This is a genomic window from Pseudosulfitobacter pseudonitzschiae (genome assembly GCF_002222635.1).
Classification (GTDB): Bacteria; Pseudomonadota; Alphaproteobacteria; order Rhodobacterales; family Rhodobacteraceae; genus Pseudosulfitobacter; species Pseudosulfitobacter pseudonitzschiae_A.
This window is the reverse complement of sequence record NZ_CP022416.1, coordinates 176,525-198,482: the sequence shown is the minus strand read 5'-3', so window position 1 is coordinate 198,482 and position 21,958 is coordinate 176,525. Positions and strand designations below refer to the sequence as shown.

The 21,958-nt window shown below is 57.8% G+C and carries 21 protein-coding genes; 6 read left to right on the top strand and 15 right to left on the bottom strand.

Annotation, left to right across the window (positions count from 1 at the left end):
- Positions 1-5 precede the first annotated feature (5 nt).
- Genes SULPSESMR1_RS18540 through SULPSESMR1_RS18515 form a run of 6 tightly spaced genes read right to left on the bottom strand, consistent with a single transcriptional unit; the run spans position 6 to position 6,225 of the window.
- Positions 6-950, bottom strand: a complete 945-nt coding sequence (locus tag SULPSESMR1_RS18540) for an ABC transporter ATP-binding protein (RefSeq protein ID WP_089422555.1) — start codon at positions 948-950, stop codon at positions 6-8.
- Positions 943-1,908 (bottom strand): ABC transporter ATP-binding protein, encoded by a 966-nt coding sequence (locus tag SULPSESMR1_RS18535; RefSeq protein ID WP_089422554.1) that lies wholly within the window; start codon positions 1,906-1,908, stop codon positions 943-945. Before SULPSESMR1_RS18535 ends, SULPSESMR1_RS18540 begins: the two co-directional genes overlap by 8 nt.
- Positions 1,908-2,756 (bottom strand): ABC transporter permease, encoded by an 849-nt coding sequence (locus SULPSESMR1_RS18530; RefSeq protein ID WP_250161483.1) that lies wholly within the window; start codon positions 2,754-2,756, stop codon positions 1,908-1,910. Before SULPSESMR1_RS18530 ends, SULPSESMR1_RS18535 begins: the two co-directional genes overlap by 1 nt.
- A gap of 14 nt (positions 2,757-2,770) precedes the next feature.
- Positions 2,771-3,694: an ABC transporter permease gene (locus SULPSESMR1_RS18525; RefSeq protein WP_089422553.1), complete on the bottom strand. Its 924-nt coding sequence runs from the start codon at positions 3,692-3,694 to the stop codon at positions 2,771-2,773.
- Positions 3,695-3,715: 21 nt separating this feature from the next.
- The gene (locus SULPSESMR1_RS18520) at positions 3,716-5,290 is read right to left on the bottom strand and encodes an ABC transporter substrate-binding protein (RefSeq protein WP_089422552.1); all 1,575 of its coding nucleotides are present in this window, start codon (positions 5,288-5,290) and stop codon (positions 3,716-3,718) included.
- A 35-nt stretch (positions 5,291-5,325) separates the two neighbouring features.
- Positions 5,326-6,225, bottom strand: coding sequence for a MurR/RpiR family transcriptional regulator (locus tag SULPSESMR1_RS18515; protein WP_240311346.1), 900 nt, complete (start codon positions 6,223-6,225; stop codon positions 5,326-5,328).
- A gap of 127 nt (positions 6,226-6,352) precedes the next feature.
- Here SULPSESMR1_RS18515 and menC point away from each other — a divergent pair, with 127 nt between their 5' ends.
- Entirely contained in the window at positions 6,353-7,489 is a 1,137-nt protein-coding gene (menC, locus tag SULPSESMR1_RS18510; RefSeq protein ID WP_089422551.1) for an o-succinylbenzoate synthase, read from the top strand.
- A complete protein-coding gene (locus SULPSESMR1_RS18505; protein ID WP_089422550.1) occupies positions 7,486-8,205 on the top strand; it encodes a GNAT family N-acetyltransferase in 720 nt (239 codons plus the stop codon). The genes menC and SULPSESMR1_RS18505 overlap by 4 nt, the downstream gene beginning before the upstream one ends.
- Before the next feature lie 48 nt (positions 8,206-8,253).
- On the opposite strand, the gene SULPSESMR1_RS18500 is transcribed toward SULPSESMR1_RS18505, so the two are convergent.
- Positions 8,254-8,664: an RrF2 family transcriptional regulator gene (locus tag SULPSESMR1_RS18500; RefSeq protein ID WP_089422549.1), complete on the bottom strand. Its 411-nt coding sequence runs from the start codon at positions 8,662-8,664 to the stop codon at positions 8,254-8,256.
- 197 nt (positions 8,665-8,861) lie between these two features.
- On the opposite strand from SULPSESMR1_RS18500, the gene SULPSESMR1_RS18495 reads away from it, so the two are divergent.
- Together SULPSESMR1_RS18495 and SULPSESMR1_RS25540 are read left to right on the top strand one after the other, a co-directional pair.
- Complete coding sequence (locus tag SULPSESMR1_RS18495) at positions 8,862-10,073, top strand: GTP-binding protein (protein WP_089422548.1); 1,212 nt, start codon at positions 8,862-8,864, stop codon at positions 10,071-10,073.
- A 113-nt stretch (positions 10,074-10,186) separates the two neighbouring features.
- Positions 10,187-10,513, top strand: coding sequence for a DUF6525 family protein (locus SULPSESMR1_RS25540; protein WP_240311345.1), 327 nt, complete (start codon positions 10,187-10,189; stop codon positions 10,511-10,513).
- Between the two features lie 37 nt (positions 10,514-10,550).
- Here the strand turns inward: SULPSESMR1_RS25540 and SULPSESMR1_RS18485 are convergent, their stop codons facing one another.
- The 5 genes from SULPSESMR1_RS18485 to SULPSESMR1_RS18465 all read right to left on the bottom strand — a co-directional run bounded on the left by SULPSESMR1_RS18485 (position 10,551) and on the right by SULPSESMR1_RS18465 (position 15,247).
- Positions 10,551-10,967, bottom strand: coding sequence for a VOC family protein (locus SULPSESMR1_RS18485; protein ID WP_089422547.1), 417 nt, complete (start codon positions 10,965-10,967; stop codon positions 10,551-10,553).
- A 93-nt stretch (positions 10,968-11,060) separates the two neighbouring features.
- Positions 11,061-11,678: a hypothetical protein gene (locus SULPSESMR1_RS18480; protein ID WP_089422546.1), complete on the bottom strand. Its 618-nt coding sequence runs from the start codon at positions 11,676-11,678 to the stop codon at positions 11,061-11,063.
- Positions 11,679-11,763: 85 nt separating this feature from the next.
- Positions 11,764-13,062, bottom strand: coding sequence for an MFS transporter (locus SULPSESMR1_RS18475; RefSeq protein WP_089422545.1), 1,299 nt, complete (start codon positions 13,060-13,062; stop codon positions 11,764-11,766).
- On the bottom strand, positions 13,059-14,606 hold the full coding sequence (locus tag SULPSESMR1_RS18470; RefSeq protein WP_162791888.1) for an alpha/beta hydrolase: 1,548 nt from the start codon (positions 14,604-14,606) through the stop codon (positions 13,059-13,061). Before SULPSESMR1_RS18470 ends, SULPSESMR1_RS18475 begins: the two co-directional genes overlap by 4 nt.
- 260 nt (positions 14,607-14,866) lie before the next feature.
- On the bottom strand, positions 14,867-15,247 hold the full coding sequence (locus SULPSESMR1_RS18465) for a hypothetical protein (protein ID WP_089422543.1): 381 nt from the start codon (positions 15,245-15,247) through the stop codon (positions 14,867-14,869).
- A 350-nt stretch (positions 15,248-15,597) separates the two neighbouring features.
- Between SULPSESMR1_RS18465 and SULPSESMR1_RS18460 the strand changes: the two genes are divergently transcribed.
- On the top strand, positions 15,598-16,035 hold the full coding sequence (locus SULPSESMR1_RS18460; RefSeq protein ID WP_089422542.1) for a PACE efflux transporter: 438 nt from the start codon (positions 15,598-15,600) through the stop codon (positions 16,033-16,035).
- A 161-nt stretch (positions 16,036-16,196) separates the two neighbouring features.
- Positions 16,197-16,733, top strand: coding sequence for a cytochrome b (locus tag SULPSESMR1_RS18455; protein WP_089422541.1), 537 nt, complete (start codon positions 16,197-16,199; stop codon positions 16,731-16,733).
- Positions 16,734-16,772: 39 nt separating this feature from the next.
- On the opposite strand, the gene SULPSESMR1_RS18450 is transcribed toward SULPSESMR1_RS18455, so the two are convergent.
- From SULPSESMR1_RS18450 to SULPSESMR1_RS18440, 3 genes are all read right to left on the bottom strand, one after another.
- Positions 16,773-17,459 (bottom strand): peptidoglycan-binding domain-containing protein, encoded by a 687-nt coding sequence (locus SULPSESMR1_RS18450; protein ID WP_089422540.1) that lies wholly within the window; start codon positions 17,457-17,459, stop codon positions 16,773-16,775.
- Positions 17,456-19,918: a CHAT domain-containing protein gene (locus SULPSESMR1_RS18445; RefSeq protein ID WP_089422539.1), complete on the bottom strand. Its 2,463-nt coding sequence runs from the start codon at positions 19,916-19,918 to the stop codon at positions 17,456-17,458. Before SULPSESMR1_RS18445 ends, SULPSESMR1_RS18450 begins: the two co-directional genes overlap by 4 nt.
- Before the next feature lie 93 nt (positions 19,919-20,011).
- The gene (locus SULPSESMR1_RS18440) at positions 20,012-21,919 is read right to left on the bottom strand and encodes a tetratricopeptide repeat protein (protein ID WP_157729049.1); all 1,908 of its coding nucleotides are present in this window, start codon (positions 21,917-21,919) and stop codon (positions 20,012-20,014) included.
- Between the last annotated feature and the right edge of the window lie 39 nt (positions 21,920-21,958).

Below are 21,958 nucleotides of genomic sequence, written 5' to 3'. Positions count from 1 at the left end.
ACTCCTTAGAGTGGGTGAAAACAGGCAACGGGGTGCGGCCCTTCGGACAACACGGGAACAGACTCGCGGCACCGTGCCGTGACATTGGGGCAACGGGCAGCAAAGGCGCAGCCGGGCGGCAGGTCGAAACCGCTGGGGATTTCGCCGGTCAGTTCGGTGGTGTCCTGGCGGTTGGTCGGATCGGGCGCAAAGGTGCTGGCCATCAGCGCGTGGGTATAGGGATGGCGCGGGGCGGCTTGGGGGTCGGGCAGTTCCTCGACCACGGCACCCAGATACATCACGACGATACGATTGCAGAAATAGCGGACCAGCCCAAGATCGTGGCTGATAAACAGATATGTCAGATCAAGATCGCGCTGCAATTGCTGGATCAAAGAGATGATCTGGGCCTGAATTGACACGTCCAGCGAGGCGGTGGGTTCGTCCAGCACGATAAAGTCGGGGTTCAGCGCCAGTGCCCGCGCGATACCAACCCGCTGGCGCTGCCCACCTGAAAGCTGATGGGGATAGCTTTGGGCCATCGAGGTCGGCAGACCGACCTTGGTCAGTAAGTCCGCAATCCGCCCGTTGGGTACGCGGTCGCCTTGCACCACAAAAGGCTCTGCCAGCGCGTCGGCCACCCGATAGCGCGGATCAAGCGAGGAATAGGGATCTTGAAACACCATCGCCATGCGCTGACGCATTTTACGCAGGTCGCGGCGGCGCAGTTTGGTCAGATCCGCCCCTTCGAAACAGACCGAGCCGTCGGTCGGGTCAATCAACCGCAACACCAGCCGCGCGAATGTAGATTTGCCACAGCCGCTTTCACCGACAACGCCGACAATGTCGCCACGGGCAATCGACAGTGACACATCGCGCACGGCCAGCATGCTGCGCGGCTTTTTCAGTAACCCGCCAGGAGTGTAAAAGCGTTTGGACAGGGTCTGAATTTTAACGAGAGGTTCAGACATCCGGCGCTCCGTTCAGTGGGTAATGGCAGGCGACAGTGCCCTCATTTGACAGGGTGCGTTGCGTTGGCACCTTGGTGTCACATCCCACCCCCGCATTGGGGCAGCGGGGGTGAAAACGGCAGCCCGTTGGATAGGCCGTTGCAGAGGCCACATTGCCCGGAATTCCGGTCAACGTGCCCGGTGCCATGCCATCGCGGGGGATGCAGTCGATCAGGGCGGCAGAGTAGGGATGCTGCGGGTTTGCAAACAGCGCATTGACCGGCTTTTGCTCTGCCAGACGCCCCGCATAGAGCACCGCAACCTTGTCACAGGCTTGCGCGACCACCCCCATGTCATGGGTGATCAGAACAAGGGCAAGGCCGCGCGCGCGCACCAGACGGGTCAGCAGATGGATGATCTGCGCTTGCACAGTCACATCCAGCGCCGTGGTCGGCTCGTCCGCGACGATCAGGTCGGGTTTGCCAGCCAACGCCATTGCGATGACGATGCGCTGCTTCATGCCGCCTGACAGTTGGTGCGGATAGGCCGAACAGATGGTATTCGCCTGCGGGATGCGCAGCTGGGTCAGCAGTTCGACGGTGCGCGCGCGGGCGGCGGCACGGTCCAGCCCGAGGTGCGTGCGCGAGACAAAATCAACCTGTTCACCAATACGCTGCACAGGGTCTAGCGCCGTCATCGGATTCTGCGTGATAAATGCAATCCGCCGCCCGCGCAGGGCACGCAATTTGCCTTTGGGCAAGGTGGCAATATCAGTGCCGTCGAATTCGAGCGCTCCGGCAGTGACACGCCCGCCGATCAGGGGCAGCAACCCCGTCAGCGCCAGCGCGGTCAGCGATTTACCAGAACCGCTTTCGCCCACCAAGCCCAGAATCTCGCCCTTGGCCAGCTCGAAACTGACGCCTTCCAGCAAGGTCAGATTTCCGATACCAACCGACAGGTTTTTGACACTCAGCAACATCAGCTTTCCCGCACACGCGCGCGCACATCCAGCGCATGGATCAGCGCGTCGCCGAACAAATTGATGGCAAAGACAGTCACGGCCACTGCTACACCGGGAATGATGATGATCCACGGTGCCTTGAACATCTGCGCGGTACCGGACGACATCAGCCCGCCCCAGCTGGGCGTCGGCGGCTGCGCACCAAGTCCGAAAAAGCCCAGTGTTGCTTCGAGAATGATCGCGTCGCCCGTGGCCAGCATGGCAGCGATGATCACCGGCGCCAGTGCATTGGGCAACAGGTGCCGCATCAGGATATGGCCGTGGCTGGCACCCAGTGACAGGGACGCCTCGATATAGGTTTCGGATTTGATCGCCATGATCTGCGCCCGCGTCAACCGTGTGAACTGCGCCAGATAGGCCACGCCAATGGCCACCATTGTCCCCGTCACACCGGGGCCGATAATGGCCACCAGAATTAGCGCTACCAGAATTTCGGGAAACGACCACGTCAGATCAACCACGGCAGTCACCGCCCTGTCGAAGCGGCCACCGAAGTATCCGGCAGCAGCACCAAGACACATGCCGCAGAACACCGAAATACCGATCGCGATTGTCGACACAGTAAGCGAGGTGCGCGCGCCGTACATGATACGCGTCAGCAGGTCGCGCCCGAATTCGTCGGTGCCCAGCCAGTGTTCCGAGCCGGGAGGTGTAAAGGCGTTGGGCAGGTTCTGGATGTCGTAATCATAGGGCGTGAGATAGGGTGCAAAGACCGCGACAAAGACCAGCATGACCAGCCAAGCGCCTGCAATCATCCCTTTGGGCCGGCGCATCGCACGGCCAAGCGTGGTGTTGGCGATGTTCAACTTGCCATACCCTGTCACAGCGCCGCCCTGACACGCGGGTCCATTGCCGCCTGAATGATGTCGCCCGCCAAGGTACCCAGCATCACCGCCATCGCGAGGATCAGCAGACAGGCCTGAACCACCGGATAATCATGCTGGTTCAGCGATTTGATCAGCAAGGTACCCAAGCCCGGGCGGGCAAAGACCACCTCGACCGTGACTGCGCCACCCAATATCCAGCCGATGCGCAGCGACAGGATGGTTACAACGGGAATAAGCGCGTGGCGCAGAACATGGCGCAGCTGGATGCGCAGGGGGCGCATGCCCTTGGCGTGCAGCAACATCAGGAAATCGCGCTGGCCCGCCTCGATCATCGCAACGCGCGTGACGCGAGCAACAAGGGCCGTACCGCCCAGACCAACTGTAAGGACAGGCAGCACCAGCGAGGACAAGTCGCGCGCGCCCGATACGGGAAACATGCCCAGCCAGACAGAGAACACCAGGATCAGCAGCAAACCCAGCCAAAAGCCCGGAATAGTCGAGCCCATCAGCACGACTGTCATGATGATCTGGTCAATCCAGCGGTCGCGGTTCAGCGCGGCAATCGTACCCAGAACAATCCCGAAAAAGCTGGAAAATGCCAATGCGCACAGGCCCAGTGTCAGCGAATGGGGCAAGGCTTGGGCGATCAGATCGGCTACCGGCCTGCGGGCCACGATGGCGGTGCCAAGATCACCTTGCATCACGCCACTAAGCCAGATCCAGTATTGCACCACCAGCGGCTTGTCCAAGCCGTAGCGGGCGGTGATGATTTCGCGTTGATCGGGGCCGGCCCCGATCTTGAGAAGATTGTCGATCGGGTCGCCCGGTATCATGTGGATGATCGAAAAGATCACCACAGACACCGCAAGGAAAACGGGGATCAGCAGCAGAACCCGCCTGATAAGATAGCCCAGCATGTTCTGATCCCCCGCGCCCGCTTATTCGACCGGAGCCATGTCCATCAGCACGGTCGCGCTGACAGCCGGCGCGTTAAAGGTGTCGGGCAAGGTAATGCGCGATGTGTTATAGCCAACGCTGATAACGGGCTGATAGATCGGCGCCACGGGAAACTGCGAAAGGACGTATTCGTGATACACGGTAAAGTTCGCAATCCGCTCGGCCGAGCTTTTTGATCCGGTCATGGCAGCTGCGCGCAAATCTTCGGCTTTGGGATCATCGAACATCGAAATGTTCGGATAGCCCAGCCTGTCAGCCCCAAAGAACCAGTCGACGATGTCGGCGTTGTCCCAGATATAGGAGCGCACCGCGACCTGCTGGTCACCGGATTTGTACTGGTCACGGATCATCGCGCTGTCAAAGGTTGCGATCTGACCGTTGATGCCGACAGCTTTCAGCTGTGCCTGCACAACTTCGGTCAAACGCCGGAAGACACTGTCGCTTTGGGTCCAGAGCGACACCTCAAGCGGTTTGCCATCTTTCATGCGCACGCCGTCAGCGCCCATTTCCCAGCCCGCTTCGTCCAGCAGGGCGTTGGCCTTGTCGGGGTTATAGGCAATCCGGTATTCGTCCGCGACGTTGGCTTCGGGCAATGCAGAGATCAGGAAGGTGTCAGCCACCTGCCCGATACCGCTGTAAATGTTGTCGAGGATTTCCCGTTGGTTGATTGCCAAAGCTGCCGCTTTACGCACCTTGATGTCTGTAAACGGCTCTTTGACGACGTTCAGAACCATATAGACCAGTTCACGCCCCGGAACGCTGACGAGCTTGAGGTCGCTTTCTTTTTCGACTTCAGGGACAAAATCGGCAGGCACAGACAGCAGCATGTCAACGCCACCGGTTTTCAGCTCGAGAAACGCAGTCGATTCCTCGGCGATCTCGCGGAAGGTCAGGTATTCGAACTTGGCCGGTCCGGTGTTCTCGGCCAAGGGCGACCCCCATGTGTAATCCTCGTTGCGCACCAGCACGGTTTGCTCACCGATGGCGAAGCTCTGCATTTTGTAGGGGCCAGTGCCAATGGCGTCAGTCACGCCAAAATTGTCACCCATTTCAGCAAAGGATTTGGGTTCGGGCACACCCATAAATGCGCTGGCAAGGTTATACAGCAGGTTCGGATCGGGGTGTTTCATGACAAACTTGACGGTATGTTCGTCCACAACCTCGACCGCTTCAACGGCAGCCACGAGATAGGCATTGTCGGTGCCATCAAACATCGGAATCCAGTCTGCAACCGTCTGGGCGTTGAACGCCGCGCCGTTGTGAAACGTCACGCCTTGCTTGAGATGAAATATCCAAGACATGCCGTCTTCGGCCTCTTCCCAGCTTTTGGCCAGATGCGGATGGTAGACACGGTTGGCATCCTGCGCGACCAACCGGTCAAAGATCAGGCTGCTGGCCACGTTCAGCGATGTGGCTTTGACCGGGTTATATGTTGGTTGTCCAACCTCGTTCGAGGCAAATACCAATGTGGCCTCTTGCGCAAAGACGGCGGGCGCCATCGTGATCATTGCTGCAATTGATACGCTTGCAGCCATCAGACTTTTTCCGAGTGTCATGTTTATTGAACCTTCCCTTATGTTGACGCTATTTTTTATTTTATGCTTGTGTCGGACGGTGCGCCGATGTGGCCGACAAATCCGTTGTATCCGGCAGATATGGCTGCCATCCGTTCTTCGACGTCTGCGCCCAATTCGTTGAACACACCGTTCACCGTCAGGCTGATCAAACTCGACATCGCGGCCGTGTTGTCCCAGAACAGGTTCAGGTCGGTCGGCACCGCAAAGATTTCTTCGGCCAGTCCAGCACCCCAATTGCAATAAAGATCGGTGATCAAAGTCACCTTCACGCCGCGCTCGCGCGCAGCGCGGGCGAGTTTCTCGGCCATGCTGGAATATTTGCGCCCGTCTATTATCACCAGACAGGACTGGGCCGGATCGCCTTGCAACACTTCGGAAAAAGTGCCGCCCGCCTGATCGGCCAGCCAGATACCGGGGCGCAGGTATTGCAGGCCGTGGGCCAGAAATTCGGCGTGGCCCCGTTCGGTCTGGAACCCTGCGACAAACACCTGAGGACATCGGGCCAGCCGTTTCACCATCGCTTCAAACTGCTTGTCCGCTGCCATCTCGTAGACCGTAACCAGCGCCGCGATTTCCAGTTCAAGCGCGCGACTCAACTCCGCCTCGCCGCTGCGCGAGCGGGCATGAAAATCTCTCAGACGGTCACCGATCAACCATGCGCTGTCACCAAGATCGGCTTGCAGGCGCGATTTCAGCCCTTTGAAGCTGTCCAGTCCGATGTTGCGACAATAGCGCCCGACGCTTGCCTCTGACACGCCGATTTTGGCGGCAACGGTGGCGGCGGTTTCGAAGGGAAGCGTTTTGATATTGGTCATCATGTAGCTGGCGATGGCCTTTTCACCCTTGGTCGCGCCCTCGACACTGGCAGCCAGCAATTGCTGGACGCTGATCGAGATGTGATCCGGATTTTTCAATTTCCCGCCCCTTTCGCCGTCGTCAGTTTTGCCCTGAAATGACAGAAACCTTACAGAGTGTCAATCTTGCAATATTTTTGTCTTTCGTCTAAACCCGCTTTAACCCTGACAACCCAAAGGTTCTCACATGCCGGAAATCTCCAAACCGACCCGCCCGCAGCTGACGATTGACAGGGCGGAATTGCGTCTGGTCCGGCTGCCATTGCTGAATCCTTTCGTGATCTCCACCGGCACCATGTACGACCGGATTTTTCCGCTTCTGACGCTCTATTCAGGCGCACACCAAGGCTATGCCGAAGGGGTCATGGACCCGTTGCCCGACTATCTGGGTGAAACGCTGCCCGCCGCGATGGCACTGCTGAAAGACCTGTTCCTGCCAATGATCGTCGGAAAATCCTTTGAGAACCCTGCGGCACTGGGCAAACTTTTGTCCCCATGGCGTGGCCACCAGATGACCAAGGCGACGGTAGAGATGGCCTTCTGGGACCTGTGGGCCAAGTCGCTGGATTTGCCGCTGCAAACCGTGCTGGGGGGCACAGGTGACGCAATTGACGCCGGTGTGTCGCTGGGCATCGGGTCGATCGACGACACCCTTGCCCGTGTGGCCGACCACCACAGCCAAGGTTACAAAAGGATCAAACTGAAAATCAAACCGGGCCATGACATCACACTGGTCAGGGCCATCCGAGAGGCATTCCCCGACATCCGGCTGAGCGTGGATGCCAATGCCTGCTATACGCTGGCTGACGCCACGCTGCTGCGAAAGCTGGACGATCTTGCGCTGGATTACATCGAACAACCGCTGGCGTGGGATGACATTCGGGATCATGCAATCCTGCAAAAGCGCATGAAAACGCCAATCTGTCTGGATGAATGTATCAATTCGGTGCGTGCGTGCCGTCAGGCATTACAGACTGATGCGGGGCGGGTGATCAATATCAAGGTGGCACGCGCGGGCGGCTATTACACTGCGTTGCAAATGCATGATCTGGCTGCGGCCTTTGACGTGCCGGTCTGGTGTGGCGGAATGCTGGAATCGGGCATTGGACGCGCGCACAACATCCATCTGTCGACCCTGCCCAACTTCACCAAACCCGGTGATGTGTCCAGCGCCAGCCGGTATTTCGCGCGCGACATTATCGTCGAAAAGCTGGAAGCAACCGATGGGCGCATGGCGGTTCCAAAGGGCGCAGGCATCGGAGTGACACTGGATGAAAACTATCTGACGGAAATGACGCTTTCCAGCGAAAGCTTTTGCGCATGACAACGCCGGTGATCCGCGAGCTGTCAGGTATGGCAGAGTTCACGCAGGCCGAAGCACTGCAACGTGCGGTCTGGGGCAAGGATGATCTGGCTGATCCCTATGATTTGATGATGGTGATCCAGCACGAAGGCGGCCTTGCTGCGGGCGCATTTCTTGGCTCTGAAATGGTCGGCTATGTTTTTGGGTTCCCCACGCGCGAACCCCACGTCCAGCATTCGCACCGTCTTGCCGTTTTGTCGAAAATGCAAGGTATGGGATTAGGTGCGCGGTTGAAATGGTTTCAGCGCGATTGGTGTCTGGCGCGCGGGATCACGCATGTGCGGTGGACGTTCGATCCGCTGCGCGCGGCCAACGCAGCGTTGAACGTGGGGAAGTTGGGTGTGGTCGTCGACACCTATCTTACCGATTACTACGGCAAGATGGTCGGAATAAATGCAGGCACACCATCGGACAGATTGATGGCGAACTGGTATCTCGACACGTCCCACGTGACGGACCGTGCCGCCCGTATTCCAACTGTTTACGCGAGTGACTCGCGTCACGTCACCATTCCAACGGACTTTGCCACGATGCTGGTCACGGCGCCGGACAAGGCGTTAGCCGAACGATTGCGCGTGCGATCCGAGATTTGCAATGCGCTGGACGCCGGTCTTGAGATCCGTGGATTTCTTGCAGATCAAACGTGCTACGTCATGACCGCTGCCACTCTGCGCTAAGCTCTTGCGGTTTCGAAGGCAGCGACCCGTCACAATCAGCTATTAATGTTAATGTCCGGCGTCACCGACATCGGCAATGGTTGTGGTGGCCAGACGCTCTATCAGGCTCTGCTCGATGTCTTGCATAACATCCGCGACACGGCGGTGCAGCGCGTATTCGATCGAGCAGTCGGATGTATCCGTCTTGTCCCCGGTCGCAATCAGGCGCTCGTCAAGGGCAAGATAGACATCCGCCAATGTGATGGTCTGAGGGGCGCGGGCCAACCGCCACCCCCCTGCGTGACCCTTTTCGGATGTCAGCAAGCCTGCTTCACGCAAACGACCAAGCACGCGACGAACGACAACGGGGTTTGTGCCTGCATGCGCGGCAATGTCGGCAGATGTGCGGGCACGGTCGGGCTCGCCCGCCATGTGACCTAGCGTATGCAAGGCAAGAGAAAGCCGCGAATTGCGCTTCACGAATGGCCTCCATGAAAATCTGAAGTAACGTAACAAAAGGTGTTGCGAGAATCTCGTAACTGATTTAGTTGCATGATCGAGCCTTCAAACCTTCGTTGAGTTCAACATATGCAAGACAAATCCGATGCTGTCACCCTGTCGCGTCATGGGCACGCCCCCGAGAGACAGAGTGGACGCCGTCAAAACCGGAGATTTCCATGACCGATACCCGTCTTCCCGTCACCGTCCTGTCCGGCTTTCTCGGGGCTGGCAAAACCACGCTTTTGAACCGTGTGCTGAACAACCGCGAAGGACGGCGCGTCGCGGTGATTGTCAACGATATGTCCGAGGTGAACATCGACGCCGATCTGGTCCGCGAGGGGGGCGCGAACCTGAGCCACACCGACGAGACATTGGTGGAAATGTCGAACGGCTGCATCTGCTGCACCCTGCGCGATGACCTGCTGCAAGAGGTGCGCCATCTGGCAAAGGATGGGCGGTTTGATTACCTGCTTATTGAATCCACAGGCATCTCTGAACCGCTGCCCGTCGCCGCAACCTTTGATTTTAGGGATGAATCTGGCGAAAGCCTGTCGGATGTATCGCGACTCGACACGATGGTGACAGTGGTCGATGCTGTGAACCTGCTTAATGACTATTCCAGCCATGATTTTCTGCGCGACCGAGGCGAGACACTGGGCGAGGAGGACGACCGGACGCTGGTCAACCTGCTGGTCGAACAAATCGAGTTCGCGGATGTGGTGATCCTGAACAAGGTCGCCGATGCGGGCCCCCTGCGCACAGACGCAGCCCGCAAAATCATTCGCAGCCTCAACGCGGATGCAAGGATCATCGCGACCAACCACTCGGAAGTTACGACAGACGCGATCCTTGACACAGGGCTTTTCGATTTCGAAAAGGCACACGAACACCCGATGTGGGCCAAGGAATTGTACGGCTTTGCTGACCACATTCCCGAAACCGAGGAATACGGTATCGCAAGCTTTGTTTACCGTGCCCGCCAGCCTTTCGAACCTGAAAAAATTCTTGCTGTGCTGAATGGTGATCTGCCCGGTGTGATCCGCGCAAAGGGCCATTTCTGGATCGCCACGCGGCCTGACTGGGTGGCTGAATTTTCGCTCGCTGGCGCGCTGTCTTCGGTCAAACCGCTGGGGACTTGGTGGGCCTCGGTGCCGCAGGAACGCTGGCCCGACCACGAGAGCGCGCGCACCTATATGGCCGCGCATTGGGCAGAACCCTGGGGCGACCGGCGGCAAGAGATTGTTTTTATCGGCTCCGGCATCGACTGGCCGCTGCTGAAAACGCGCCTCGACACCTGCCTTGTGCCCGAACACCTCGCACCGGGGCCAGACGCGCTTCCTGATTTGCCAGACCCTTTCCCGACTTGGCGACGCGCCGAGGCCGCATGACCGGACACCAGAAGCATGAATTGCTGCATCGTTCCCCGCCCATCGCAGGTACAGGCGTGACACGGTTTGCCCTTGTTCGTGGCCGCCGCCAGCACGCCTGAGGAGAATGCGTGATGGCCACGAACCTTGGAAAGACAAGCCTCAAGCTCAGGCGGCGCAACGAAGATCCGATGCGCGCATTCGATGCGCTGCCAGCACCACTGCGCTTTTGGTTGTCCGCGGCCGCGATGCCTTGGTCACCCGCCTCATGCCGGAAAATCTGGCGAAAGGCGCAGGCGCGCGGAGAGCCTCTTGAAGCTGTTTTGGAGCGGCTTGATCGTGCCGAACAGAAGACACTTGCGCGCGACGCGGTTGGCTCTCAAATTGCACGCACCGGACCGGTTCCTTATCCCGCATGCCGTGCGGCTTCGGCACCGCATTCTAGCCGGAGCAGATCGTAGCGAGGTCGCGCCGTAGGATGGCTTGCTCAACCCTGAATCAGAACCCTGACCACAGGCCCGGCGAAGTAGCGATCTCTAGCAGGTTGCCGTCAGGGTCACGAAAATAGATGCTTCTTCCCCCACGTTTCCAGCTGGTCTCGCCCTCGATGTCGACGCCCTTTGCCTGCAAATGATCTTGCCACGCGGGCAGCATGTCGTGGGTGCAGGAAAAGGCCACGTGCAGTTGCCCGACACCGTTATGGGGTGGAATAATACCATGACCTGTGTCTACCGGCTCCAATGTACCGCCTCGGATGAACAACAGCAGCACATTGGCATCGTTCACGTTGAAAGCGCACAATCGCTCTGACGTCATCAACGATGGCAACTGCATGACATCCTCGTAGAAGGTCGTCGCGCGATCCATATCATCGACGTAAAGTGCGGTTTCCAGAATGGACTTGAGATCGGGCATGATCTTCTCCTGCGGTTTCGCATATGCCTGTAAAACCCCTCTGCTCCGCGCTGGGTTCCCCGATCTTCGGGATCGGGATGGGCACGATGCCCCCTATTGCCCCAGATGGTACAGCAACCGCTGTCGGACACGATAGCGTGCCCACCACGACCGAAGCTGCTTGGCGTAAAGCGTTAGGGGACACAAACAATAGTCGCCGTCGATCAGGGTAACATTAAAGGTGCGCTGTGCCGCGACAATGGTTGATGTGGCAGCAGAATTGGCCGCGACGGTTACTTCGATCTGTGTGATCTCGCCCGGCTCCAGATCGGCGGCCGTGTTGAGACGGGCGCGTTCAATCAGATTTTCAATACTTCCGATGTCGACAAAATCACTGCTTTTCAGCGGGCCTTGGAAAGTGGCCGCACTTGGTGAAGAAACCTCATCCTTGCCACGCTCGGTGCGGTTCACCACCGAGGTTTCGCGTTTCCCGTCGCTCGACCAGATCGTCAGCATGATCTCGAGCAGATAGACCGGTTCCAATCCAAGGTTGCTGATAAAGGTGCGGGCATTCAGTCCACGACTTCCCACAAGGTGGATCAGAATCTCTGTCCGGCGTTGATGACGAAGACTCGAAACGATGATCTGTAAATAGACGATCCAGACAAATGCTGTGACGCCGGACAGAGTCACCTGCACCAACGCAGCATTATTTGCCAGCCAGCTCCACATGATTTGCACCCACCTTTCTGGATTAGAACATCCACACATCCGGAAATGTTCCTGCCAACCCAAGGTGGCTGTGGGCCCGTTGGTGTTACGCGCCGCGCGTGGGTGTGCCCGTGATGCACATCGGGAAAACGATGGTGCACGCGATGATCGCAAAAATTGCGGGCAGGGCCAAAAGAACTTCTGGCGCTTCAGCCGCCCATGTCAGATCGGCGCGCACTTGCAGGATCATCGAATTAAGGAACAAAGCCGTGGCTGCCGCCAGTTTGTTGGTCATGGTGAACGCGGCAGTTGTGGTGCCTTGAACCGGGGTTTTCATGCGGTTGCTGTGCGTTTCGGCAATGTCGGGGATCATGGACCAAGGAAACATGCTAAGCGCGCCTGCACCCGTACCGGCAATAAGTGATGCAAGAACCAACTGGGTGTTCAGGCCGGATCCGGTCGGCAAAAGCATGGCTATCCCGATGCCGGTCAGAAATGCACAAACACCGATGCACAGTCCCGCAGCCTTTCCGTAGAGCCGGGAAAGATAGGCCCAGACAGGCAACGAGACGAGCGTTGCAAGGAATATGATCAGCAGCACAACTGACTGACCCCCAGCCGTGATCCCCGGTCCGGATTCAAGCCAGAAGGGCAGTATTGATTGCAGCGTCACCAGTGCCAGCACGCTGCACCCAAAAAGTGCCAGAGTCCTCACAGCACCAGTTGTTTTGCTGAACGCCAACAAGACGACGATCGTTTTCGGACGTGCTGTTTGCGAACTTTGCCTGTCAGGTTCGTGGATCAGGGCAATGAATGGCAGATAGGCCAGAACTGCCAAGGTGGCGATTCCGACGGTAACGCCGATCCAAACCCCTGCCTGCGACTCTGACAATGCCTTAGTCTCGCTCAGGAAGGCCACAACCGTTGGAAAGGCGACGGACGAAATCAGAACCGCGATAAAGACAAAAGCCATGTCCACGCCTGCCTGTCCGGTGCGGCCATGATACTCGGGCACAAATTCGGGCAACATGCCAAGACGCGGCACAGACACAAAAGTATACGCCAAAGCAAACACCGAGAAAGTAACCATGATGGCGAGGATTTGCGCAACCGAGTTGTCAAACAGGTTCGGCACTGCCCATAGCGCCACAAAGGCCGATGCCGTGACAGGCAGTGCAGCCACGATCGCGCGTTTGCGGCCATGGCGGTCCGTCCATGCTCCGACAAGCGGGTCAAGCAATCCGTCAAGAAACCTGCCAAAAACGAAAACGGCTCCGGCAATCAGCGGCGGTATCCCGATGATGCTGACGAGGTAGAACAAAAACCAGCCGTTGACCGTGGCAAAAAGCAGCGAGATGGAAAAATCGGGACTGCCGAACGCCAGCCGTGCCTGCCAAAGCTTCATCCTGCTTGATCACCATGTCGATTATGGCCCGCGACGATGAACCAAAGAGGCATGAAATGCTCGTGACAAAAGAGCTGCCCGACGTTCTGGTGCCGGTGGAGAACAGAATTTGGCAGCCGCTTGTTCAGCGCCTCAATCAGCGGCAGGGGGTGAATTCGGTCCTTATCGCCATGATGCAGGTGGATCGGCAGGTCAGCCGATGCGCGCGACCAACCAAGATCACTCTGGAACAAGAAATCATGCCGTGCCGACGCTGCTGAATCGAGCAGAGCATCGCGAAACCGTCTGGAGCCAAAAGGGCCGTTTAATTCGGCCTCGATGATGGACAGGTCCGCAGAACTTTCGGCAAACTGGCGTTTCAGGAACCCCTCGAATACGCCGGGTTTCCGCAAGTGCGTCTCGAACTGACCAAGGATCGGATCCAGCAACGCAGGTCTATTGGCCGCCAAGGCCAGTACCCCGCGCGCCAACCGGCGCGGACCTGTTTCGGGACGCCCTTCGCGCAAGCAAACACCCGCGACGTGTAGTGCCGAAACGGCGGCAGGTTCCCTGTGCGCCAGTTCGATACCCAGTTTTGACGCCGCAGCAAAAGCCAGCACTTGGGCGCGACCGCCACAAAGAACCTGCAATGCCATCAAGGCACCTCGCAGGGCATGATCGACATGTTCTTTATGCGAAAGCGCCGTCGCATCCGGTGCGCAGACACCATGACGCAAGGGCCAGATCAACCGCAAACCAAGGTCATTAAGACACGCGATGTCCTGCACGCGAATATCCGGCAACGCCATGGCGTGTAACGTCAGCACCGGTTCCCCGTCCAGTGGCCCCATATCAAGCACCGGAAAGGTCGTTCCGTCGCGGTCGCAAAGGCTGTAAAGCCGTGTGCCGACAGGCATATAGCGATCCACATAGGCCGCGACAGATTTGCCGACACCCGAATGGTGCGGATGAACATACCGGTCAAGCGCAACCACCAAAGCGTTCGACACCTGCCGGCCAAGGGTCGCCATGTCCTCGATCTCGAAGGCCGCGCGCAGTTGCTGCGACTGGCGCTTTCGCGTCTCTATGCTGCGTTTGTCGCGTTCCGCACCAGCCTTGAGTCCGATCCCAGCCAACTGAAGGCTGAGAAGCCACTGAAGTGCGGGCGGCAAATGAACATGAGGGAATGTTTCAGCCAGAAAAGTGGCCACGTCTTCTCTGGACAAGACCGCTATGAACGCCGACCGGGACGGTGCCGAAGAAGCGACGCGCACGACAAGGTAATCGTCCCGCAAATCTATCGCGACAGGACGCTCGGAGCCACGGGCGACGTTTTCGAGTATGTCGCGTGCCGCCTTGAGCAGCGCATCTGCATTCACCGCGTCCAAAGGGTGCAAGGGGGTCAGCCGACGGCCACAATCCAGATAGATCGTTGGCTGCCAAAAAGCGTCGGGCACCGGCGCGCCCTGTTGATCAAGCTGCAAGACCGAAAGAACATCATGAATCGCGGCCTCATAAGTTTCCGCTGCCGCCACAGTTTCATGATTTCCGGCTCTACGTCCCACCACTTTCCCCGGATATCGACTACATGACAAATACCACTTAACTGGGGGTCAGGATCAAAGCGTTCTCTTTTAAAGTCAACATTTGGATTGGTTCTGGTCGCAGATGCTGCGCAAACCGGCTGGGGTAATCCGTTTATTATGGCCACCACTATCCAGGCCCGTTGGCAGGTATACCGAGTGCAGTCCTTGATAACATCCATACGGAAATGGTCCTCCGCGGCCTGACGATCAACGCCTCGCACTACACCCGGCCTTGGGGTTTATTTCACCGTAATGCGCACAGCATCGCCGTGGATCTTTACAGTTTCACGGCCAGGTTGGTCTGCGACAAAAATTGTCTCGTATGCAGGTGTCCAACCGTTGCAGCTGCCGCTTTTGCGAACGCCGGGCTTACCAAATACAATATGTCCGGTGGTTAGATTCCGATCCAGATCTGACTTGCTCTTTGCAAGATCCGATTTGCTGGGCAAGCTTCCACAATCGCCGCGTCTGCCGTGGATGACCATTGCCTGGCCCACCTTCAGTGAAACACTTTTTTTGAACGGAATCCGATTTGAATTATCGGCCACCGAAACGGACGGCATCGCCACAACCGAAAGGCCTAGAACAAGTGCTACGGGGATTGATTTCAGGAAATTCATAGTGCTTTTCTCCTATGTGGAATTGTGTCGTGGTTTTGCGCCTCGCAAGAGGTTGGAAAGCACCGTTGGAGGTCTAATGGTGGCAAATCAAACTTGAGGGGAAATCACAAAACGCATCCGTAAAATCCCCATGTTGAAACTTCCAATGGCGAATAGTCACTCCAAACTACGCTGCCACGGGCTTCCCGGCATCACCCCTTAGGGTGATGTGCCGGATTTCATCGGATCAGACTGCGAACCCAAGGACACCGCTTGAACTGCCAGCTTCAAAGTCTATGTTAGAGGATGCGAGGACGACCTCCCCAATTGGACAACGACCGGGACGACCCGGTGCTTTTTCTGAGGTTACCATGCGTTCCCCGCTTGATCGTCTTCGCCACGCCATAAGTTTTGAAATTATCGCCCTGCTCGCGGTTGTTCCTCTGGGCGCGTTCGCTTTTCACATGCCGATGCACGATATCGGTGTGGTCGGTGTCGTAAGCGCGACGCTCGCCACGCTTTGGAACATTGTTTATAATTACATCTTCGACGTTGTTCTCGAACGCACAACCGGCACGACCGAGAAAACATTCCCCCAGCGCGTTTTGCATGCCGTCATTTTCGAAGTTGGCCTACTGTTCGTTCTGATGCCGTTCATCGCTTGGTATCTGGGCGTCTCGCTCTGGCAGGCATTCTTGATGGATGTCTCTTTCGCGCTGTTCTATATGGTCTACGCGCTTGGCTTTAACTGGGCCTATGACAAGCTGTTCCCGCTTGAAGAGTGGAAAAGCCAGCTGTCTTCCGAATAGCGGCTCGGGCCCGCCATCGACGAAATAGATGACCCGCATGCTACAGCAATGGACGACCGGGAATTGGCATCCATGTTCCGAGGCGAAAAAACCTGAAAACCGGTGACGGAACGGAGTGCTTGCTGCGTATAAGGTTTGACCCTTTGTGAAACGGAGTTTTCATGGCGACTTTATCAGATCAGCCCAACCACTACGGTCTTGTTACCCGCACCCTTCATTGGGGCATGGCAGCCCTTTTTGCTGCGCAATTTACATCCGCTGCTGCGCATTGGGCGCTTCCCCGTGAAAACGCATTGCGCGAAGCCCTTTGGGGTTACCATGGAAATCTGGGCGCAACGCTGTTTTTGCTGGTTCTGCTGCGTGGTGTCTGGGGGTTGATGAACATTCAACGCCGTCCCCGCAATTCCGGAACCATCGGACAAGCCGCTGTTGCCGGTCATGTGGTGCTTTATGCCTTGATGGTGATTGTTCCCGCTGTCAGGCTTCTTGCCGCAGCCGGTAGCACGCGCGGCTTCAGCTATTTTGGCATCCCTGTTTTTCCGGCGCGTGAGACAGCAATCGCATGGACACAGGTCGCGGTAGAATGGCATGGCGAAATGGGTTGGATTCTTGGGCTTGTTATCGTCGGCCATATTGCGATGGCGATTGTCTGGCATCAGTTGGTCAAACGTGACGACGTCCTGACCCGTATGACCTGACGCATGAGACTTGCCAAAACAACCCTGGCCCCGCCGCGATCAACAGCCCCCAAAGGAAAACGTGGCCGCAATCCCAAGCCTTTTGAGCAGGTCGAAGTCCGCGATGCCGGTCTGCTGCAATCCGCTTTCGGCCTGAAACATGCGCACGGCCTCGGCGGTTTCCGGACCATAAATCATGCCAGGACCGTTGATGAAATAACCGCCTTCCATCAGGTGTTGTTCCAGCGTCACGACAGCGGGGTAAACGTCGCCCACCACCAACGCCAACGGCTGCGCCCGCGTCTCCAGTGCCCGGCACTGGGCGCTCGGAACCGGCGTCAGCTTCCATTGTCCTGTCAGCAACCGGCCGCCCGCGTCCATCGGGCCAGCCAGTGACAAAAGGCTGGTAAACCGCACTTGTTCAATCCGGATCGAAGCATCCACGTCAAGGGAGCCGCTGTGATCGGTCAACGTCATGTTTCCGCCATCACAATCCACGCTACAGGTCCGCTGAGACTGGCCGTTCAGGCTGCAATGGGTAACATAAGTGACATCAGGCTGGCCCCGCAGGCTATAGGTCAATGCGCCCGCCGCCGAATAGGTCATCGCGCCAACTTCGGTATCCTCTGCCTGTAGCGCAAAACACTCTGCGGATTGTGCCGCTGCACCTCCGGCGAATGTCAGTACGACAAGCTGCGCCCGAATTATCAAGCTGGCCTTCTGGAAAATACGGTTTGCTCCGGTCATACGGCGCCCTCCAGCAGAATAAAGGCAGCCCAGTAATAGGGATGCCGCCACCCCTGCGGCGACGCTTGCGTTTGCACGGGTATCGATGGCGCGGCCCCGCGCACGGCTTCGGGGCGGGTGGAATTCACCTCGCCGCTGATCAGGTCATTCTGGCTTTGCGACAGCGCGTGGGCCAGCGGCGTATTCGAGGTGTAGCGCTGATAAAAATTCACCATAATGGCCGCAGTCGACGCATCCGCCACGGGCCAAAGCGAGGCCAGAACCGCCTGCGCCCCTTGGCGCTGTGCCACGGCAGCAAAACTCTCAAGCTCGCGGCCATCGGCGCTGGTTGTGCCGAATGCGGTCTCGCACGCACTCAGTGTCAGCAGGGCGACCTCGGAAAAATCGCTGTCACGACCAAGACCTGTACGAATATCCGCAACACTCAGCCGGTTGCCATCACCCAACAGCAGAAAACTGTCTGCTTCGGTGTTACCCAGTTTGAAATGCGAGGCCAGATGCACAATGCCCAAGCGTTCGTTCTGTGCATCGCTAAAGACCAATCCACGGGCAAATGCGGTAGCATCGAAATCGTCGTTCATCCGACCTTGGCCACGCAATACGCCTGAATCGCTGCCATTTTCCTGTACCAAAGCGGCGACTTCTGTTGCCACACCGGGCAATGCAGGAAAATCACCAACAGGGTTGCTTAGCCCAAAGGCCGAAATACGGTCGCCCGCATCTGACGTCGCCACAATGCCCCCCGCGGTGGCATGGGTCACCACAAAGCGTTCAGCCAGCCAACCGGTGCCATCGTGTAACGCCGCAAACGGAATATACCGAAGCTGGCGGTCAGGCGCGATGATAAGCGTCTGGATCCCGCTGCCCTCCAACTCTCTCACAACGGCATTGGGCAGCAGCAGATCATGCAGCCTTTGCGCCAGTGGTACGGCATCAGAGCTGGGCGTTTGCAAGACAGTGCGGAACTGGGCGATCTGTTCATTCAGGTCTGTCTCGGAGAACTGTGCGCCATCTGTTGTATCCCACGTCCAGACCGATTGGGACGCGGCGGTTGTCAGAACCAATCCCATCCGGTCTGGCAGCACCAGATATTGCAGCACAGCCGCTTCATCCTGACGCTTTTGTCTCAGGTATCGCTTGATTGATTTGCCCGGTGCCAGTTGCACCCCGACATCCGCACGCCCCACAGCCGCTGCGGTCTCTTGTAAAAAGGCGCGGGTTTGCTCGCGCAGAGTTGCGGCCTCGGCCAGTTCCGCTTCCAACATCTGAAACGACGCCTGCTCTTGAGCAGTAAGATCGCGGGTGGCGGCGATCTGCGCCAAGGCACGGTATTTCCGGCTCTGCTGGGCAATCGTTGTTCTTCTTGTCGCGACGGCGTCCAGCAGGCGGGTTTCCTGTGGGGCCAGATGCAGCGTTTCGAAACTGTCACCGGCCTGATCGGGGGCGCGTTCGGAAAACTGGAATGTCTCGAAATCCTTCAGCATATCCAACACCCGCGAAGCCTCTGCAGGCCGGTTCTGCACGATAAAAAGATCCGCCAACCAACGGTAATGTCCAGCCACCTTCTGTTGGAAGCACATCTGTAAATCTTCTGGCAGATCGGACAGCACAGCCCGAATGCCCTGCAGCCGGTTGACGGCATCCTTGGCCAGTGTCAGCGCAATTTCCGGCGCGCCAAATGCAAACAACTGTTCTGAGGTTCGCGACAACGAGCAAACCCGCGCCATGTCAGCAACCAATGGTCCGCCCTGAATTCCGGCGGTAGCATGGCGCACCATGTCAGCATTCATCGCAATCTGTTCATATTCTACCGCCGCTTCGCCATCTCCTTCGGCAAATTTTAGGCTGGCCAACTGGCGCGCCGTGTTTGACAGCGCCCGCGACGCGGGGTGGGCCTCGGCACGCTCAAATCGGGCCTGAAGATCCCCGGGGTTAACCACTGTAGCGGGGCCGCCGATTGGCGTGCGCAGCGTTTCAAGAAAATCACGCGCCACCGTGTCACCGCGCGACGCCAAGGCACTTAGCAGGTTTTCAAGTTCGTCCTTTTGCCTGTCGTCAGCCGCGCGGCCCTCACGATATCGTACGATCTGGCGACGCAGACCGTCGGCGCTGATGGTTTGCAGTCCGTCTACGTCCACGTTCAACAAATCTATGCTTGTCAGTCTTTCGATGATCTGCGTGGCTTGGGCATAATCGCCATAAAAAATCAGCACATCAGACAAAGCGATTGTCGCCAACGGATTGCGCCAGACAATATCTGTGCCCTCATTGCCAACATGAGCTTTCAGTCCCGATCTTTCAATTTCGTCCCATTCCAAAGCAGCACGGGCACGCAGCCATGCGTAAGCGGGTGCAGACAGATCGGCCGCGACTCCTCCCAAAGCAGCACGGTGGAAAAAGACGACGCACGCATCGGTATCCGCCTCACGATAGGGGCAGTTGGCGTCGGCTTGTTGCATGAATGTATCGACATCCCGCAACTTGCGCCAAGTTCCGTGCAAAGATCCTTCGAGCAGGTTGGCGATTTCCGCTGGATCAGAGGCAAGTTCCGGTCACGTCAGCAACAGCGCCAGCAACTTGTCCTGGACCGGCGCATATTTCCAACTGCCGTCCGTGCCAGCCAATCGCCACCATTGCGCCGCCCGCGCCAGATCCAACAACATCCCGCTTTTGGTATCTGCAAAATGGTCACCCATCCGGCCCGCAAAGACACGCCAATTGCGCCGCCTTTCCGTCATCTCCTCGGTGTCGTCGGCACGCGCCACCGCTGCCAGTGCCCAATCTTCAAGCAACCGCTGGCCCGGACCGTCAGTTTGCCAAAACGGCCCGCCAGCGATCAATTTTGTGCGGATAACATCTGCTGCTGTTTCGGGCGGCAAAGCGTTAATCGCGTCGCGATAAAGTGTTTCGGCTTGCGCCCACGCAACTGCATCGGGGTCACCCTGTTCGAACCCTTCGGCCAGCAACAATTGCGCCGATGGCTCTTCGCCTTGCGCAGCTTGTCGCAACAGGGTCTGCGCACCTTCTGGGTCACGGTCACCTCCCTGTCCGTATTTCAACATCATCGCCAGCCGCAACTGTGACGGCGCATGACCGTTTTGCGCGGCTGCCCGCAAATGTCTGCGCGCCAATTCGTCGTTGCGACCATCGGGGGTGAACCCTTCCAGCACCAGCGCGGCAAAAGCGTAATTCAGTTGCGGATACTCTCCCCGCAACGCTTCTTGTTGCAGCAAGGCAGATGCCTCCATCTCGCCCGCGAACTGCAGGAAATAGTGAACTTCCTCCAACGGTAAAAACACGTCCAACTTCAGAAAACCCGCAGTCCGCAAGCGATCATGCCCTGATTCATCCCAAGGTCGTGACGTGATCATCTGGTTTTGGAGTTGCAGTGTTGATCCGGCATAGGCCGACAGAAAATACGCGATTTCATCTGCGCTCAGGGTGCTTGTCCGCAGGTTGTCCATCAAACCGTTCCCCGCAGGTAACCCGGATTTCTCCAACAACAAAAGCCCGAACCGCCCAAGCGTTGACACGCCATGCCGTTCCCACAGCAATCTGCCTGCACCCCCGAACAAGTCGCGGGCGTCGGCCTCGTGCCACGGCTCATCGACCTTCATCAGGTCAATAATCTGGTCCGCAACGGCGGCTAAATCTGCGTACTTATCGCTTGGAAATTGCAATCCTTCGGTCATGGCGGCAATGGCCTCTGCTGTTAAGCCAAGGTTCCAGGCGTATTGAGGCTCGCAATGATCAAAGACACGTTGGACCCGCTGCAATGGCTGGCCCGAGCTGGCCAAGACCAGCGCGCCCAACTCGGCCCCCAGCCGTGCCGAGTGAACAGGCCCTCCTCGCCCTTGGCGGCATTGGCCCATCACCGCGACCGTTTCGACAAGGCTGCCCGTAAAACCACATGCCTGCGGCGAGGCGGCGAGGCGCACAGTATCACCGGGTGTTGGCAAAACCCCCGCAGTTAACGGCAATCCGGTTGTGTTCCATACGCTGCGGCTGGACGGTCCAAAAAAACCATCAACCCCAAGTTCCGCACACCCGCGCAAAACCAGAACGCTTTGGGCAAGTTCCGAATGTGGCTGCCAATAGTCCCGTTCGGTAATTTGCAAACGGCCCGTCTCTTGGTATCCTGCGCTGATCACATAGGACAGTACCGGACAGAGCCGCGCGCCATGTGCGGCCACCTCGTTGCGCAAGTTTTGCGTGGATTGCGGTGTTCCGGCGAGCAAGCGTTCCAACACGCTATCCTTGTCGCGCACCTGGTCGATGCTTGTGCCTGTGGTGATGAATTCCGTCAGATCTTCGAAGCCGGCATTTTTGCCCATCTCAACTAAACTGACACCCGAGAATGTCGATGCGACCAGCCATATGGTTTCATGCGACGGTGTGGAAAGTTCGTAGATACCTTCGCAGCCCAGACCACCCAGAGCGTCTTTCCACTCTTTGGCCACCGGCGATTCCGCCAATGTCGCTGTTGCAAATGTGCAAAC

Bases quoted from the DNA above. Each gene is read 5' to 3' on its own strand.
- SULPSESMR1_RS18540 (WP_089422555.1), bottom strand. From the start codon at position 950: ATGTCTGAACCTCTCGTTAAAATTCAGACCCTGTCCAAACGCTTTTAC.
- SULPSESMR1_RS18535 (WP_089422554.1), bottom strand. From the start codon at position 1,908: ATGTTGCTGAGTGTCAAAAACCTGTCGGTTGGTATCGGAAATCTGACC.
- SULPSESMR1_RS18525 (WP_089422553.1), bottom strand. From the start codon at position 3,694: ATGCTGGGCTATCTTATCAGGCGGGTTCTGCTGCTGATCCCCGTTTTC.
- SULPSESMR1_RS18520 (WP_089422552.1), bottom strand. From the start codon at position 5,290: ATGACACTCGGAAAAAGTCTGATGGCTGCAAGCGTATCAATTGCAGCA.
- menC (WP_089422551.1), top strand. From the start codon at position 6,353: ATGCCGGAAATCTCCAAACCGACCCGCCCGCAGCTGACGATTGACAGG.
- SULPSESMR1_RS18505 (WP_089422550.1), top strand. From the start codon at position 7,486: ATGACAACGCCGGTGATCCGCGAGCTGTCAGGTATGGCAGAGTTCACG.
- SULPSESMR1_RS18495 (WP_089422548.1), top strand. From the start codon at position 8,862: ATGACCGATACCCGTCTTCCCGTCACCGTCCTGTCCGGCTTTCTCGGG.
- SULPSESMR1_RS25540 (WP_240311345.1), top strand. From the start codon at position 10,187: ATGGCCACGAACCTTGGAAAGACAAGCCTCAAGCTCAGGCGGCGCAAC.
- SULPSESMR1_RS18485 (WP_089422547.1), bottom strand. From the start codon at position 10,967: ATGCCCGATCTCAAGTCCATTCTGGAAACCGCACTTTACGTCGATGAT.
- SULPSESMR1_RS18480 (WP_089422546.1), bottom strand. From the start codon at position 11,678: ATGTGGAGCTGGCTGGCAAATAATGCTGCGTTGGTGCAGGTGACTCTG.
- SULPSESMR1_RS18475 (WP_089422545.1), bottom strand. From the start codon at position 13,062: ATGAAGCTTTGGCAGGCACGGCTGGCGTTCGGCAGTCCCGATTTTTCC.
- SULPSESMR1_RS18465 (WP_089422543.1), bottom strand. From the start codon at position 15,247: ATGAATTTCCTGAAATCAATCCCCGTAGCACTTGTTCTAGGCCTTTCG.
- SULPSESMR1_RS18460 (WP_089422542.1), top strand. From the start codon at position 15,598: ATGCGTTCCCCGCTTGATCGTCTTCGCCACGCCATAAGTTTTGAAATT.
- SULPSESMR1_RS18455 (WP_089422541.1), top strand. From the start codon at position 16,197: ATGGCGACTTTATCAGATCAGCCCAACCACTACGGTCTTGTTACCCGC.
- SULPSESMR1_RS18450 (WP_089422540.1), bottom strand. From the start codon at position 17,459: ATGACCGGAGCAAACCGTATTTTCCAGAAGGCCAGCTTGATAATTCGG.
- SULPSESMR1_RS18445 (WP_089422539.1), bottom strand. From the start codon at position 19,918: ATGCAACAAGCCGACGCCAACTGCCCCTATCGTGAGGCGGATACCGAT.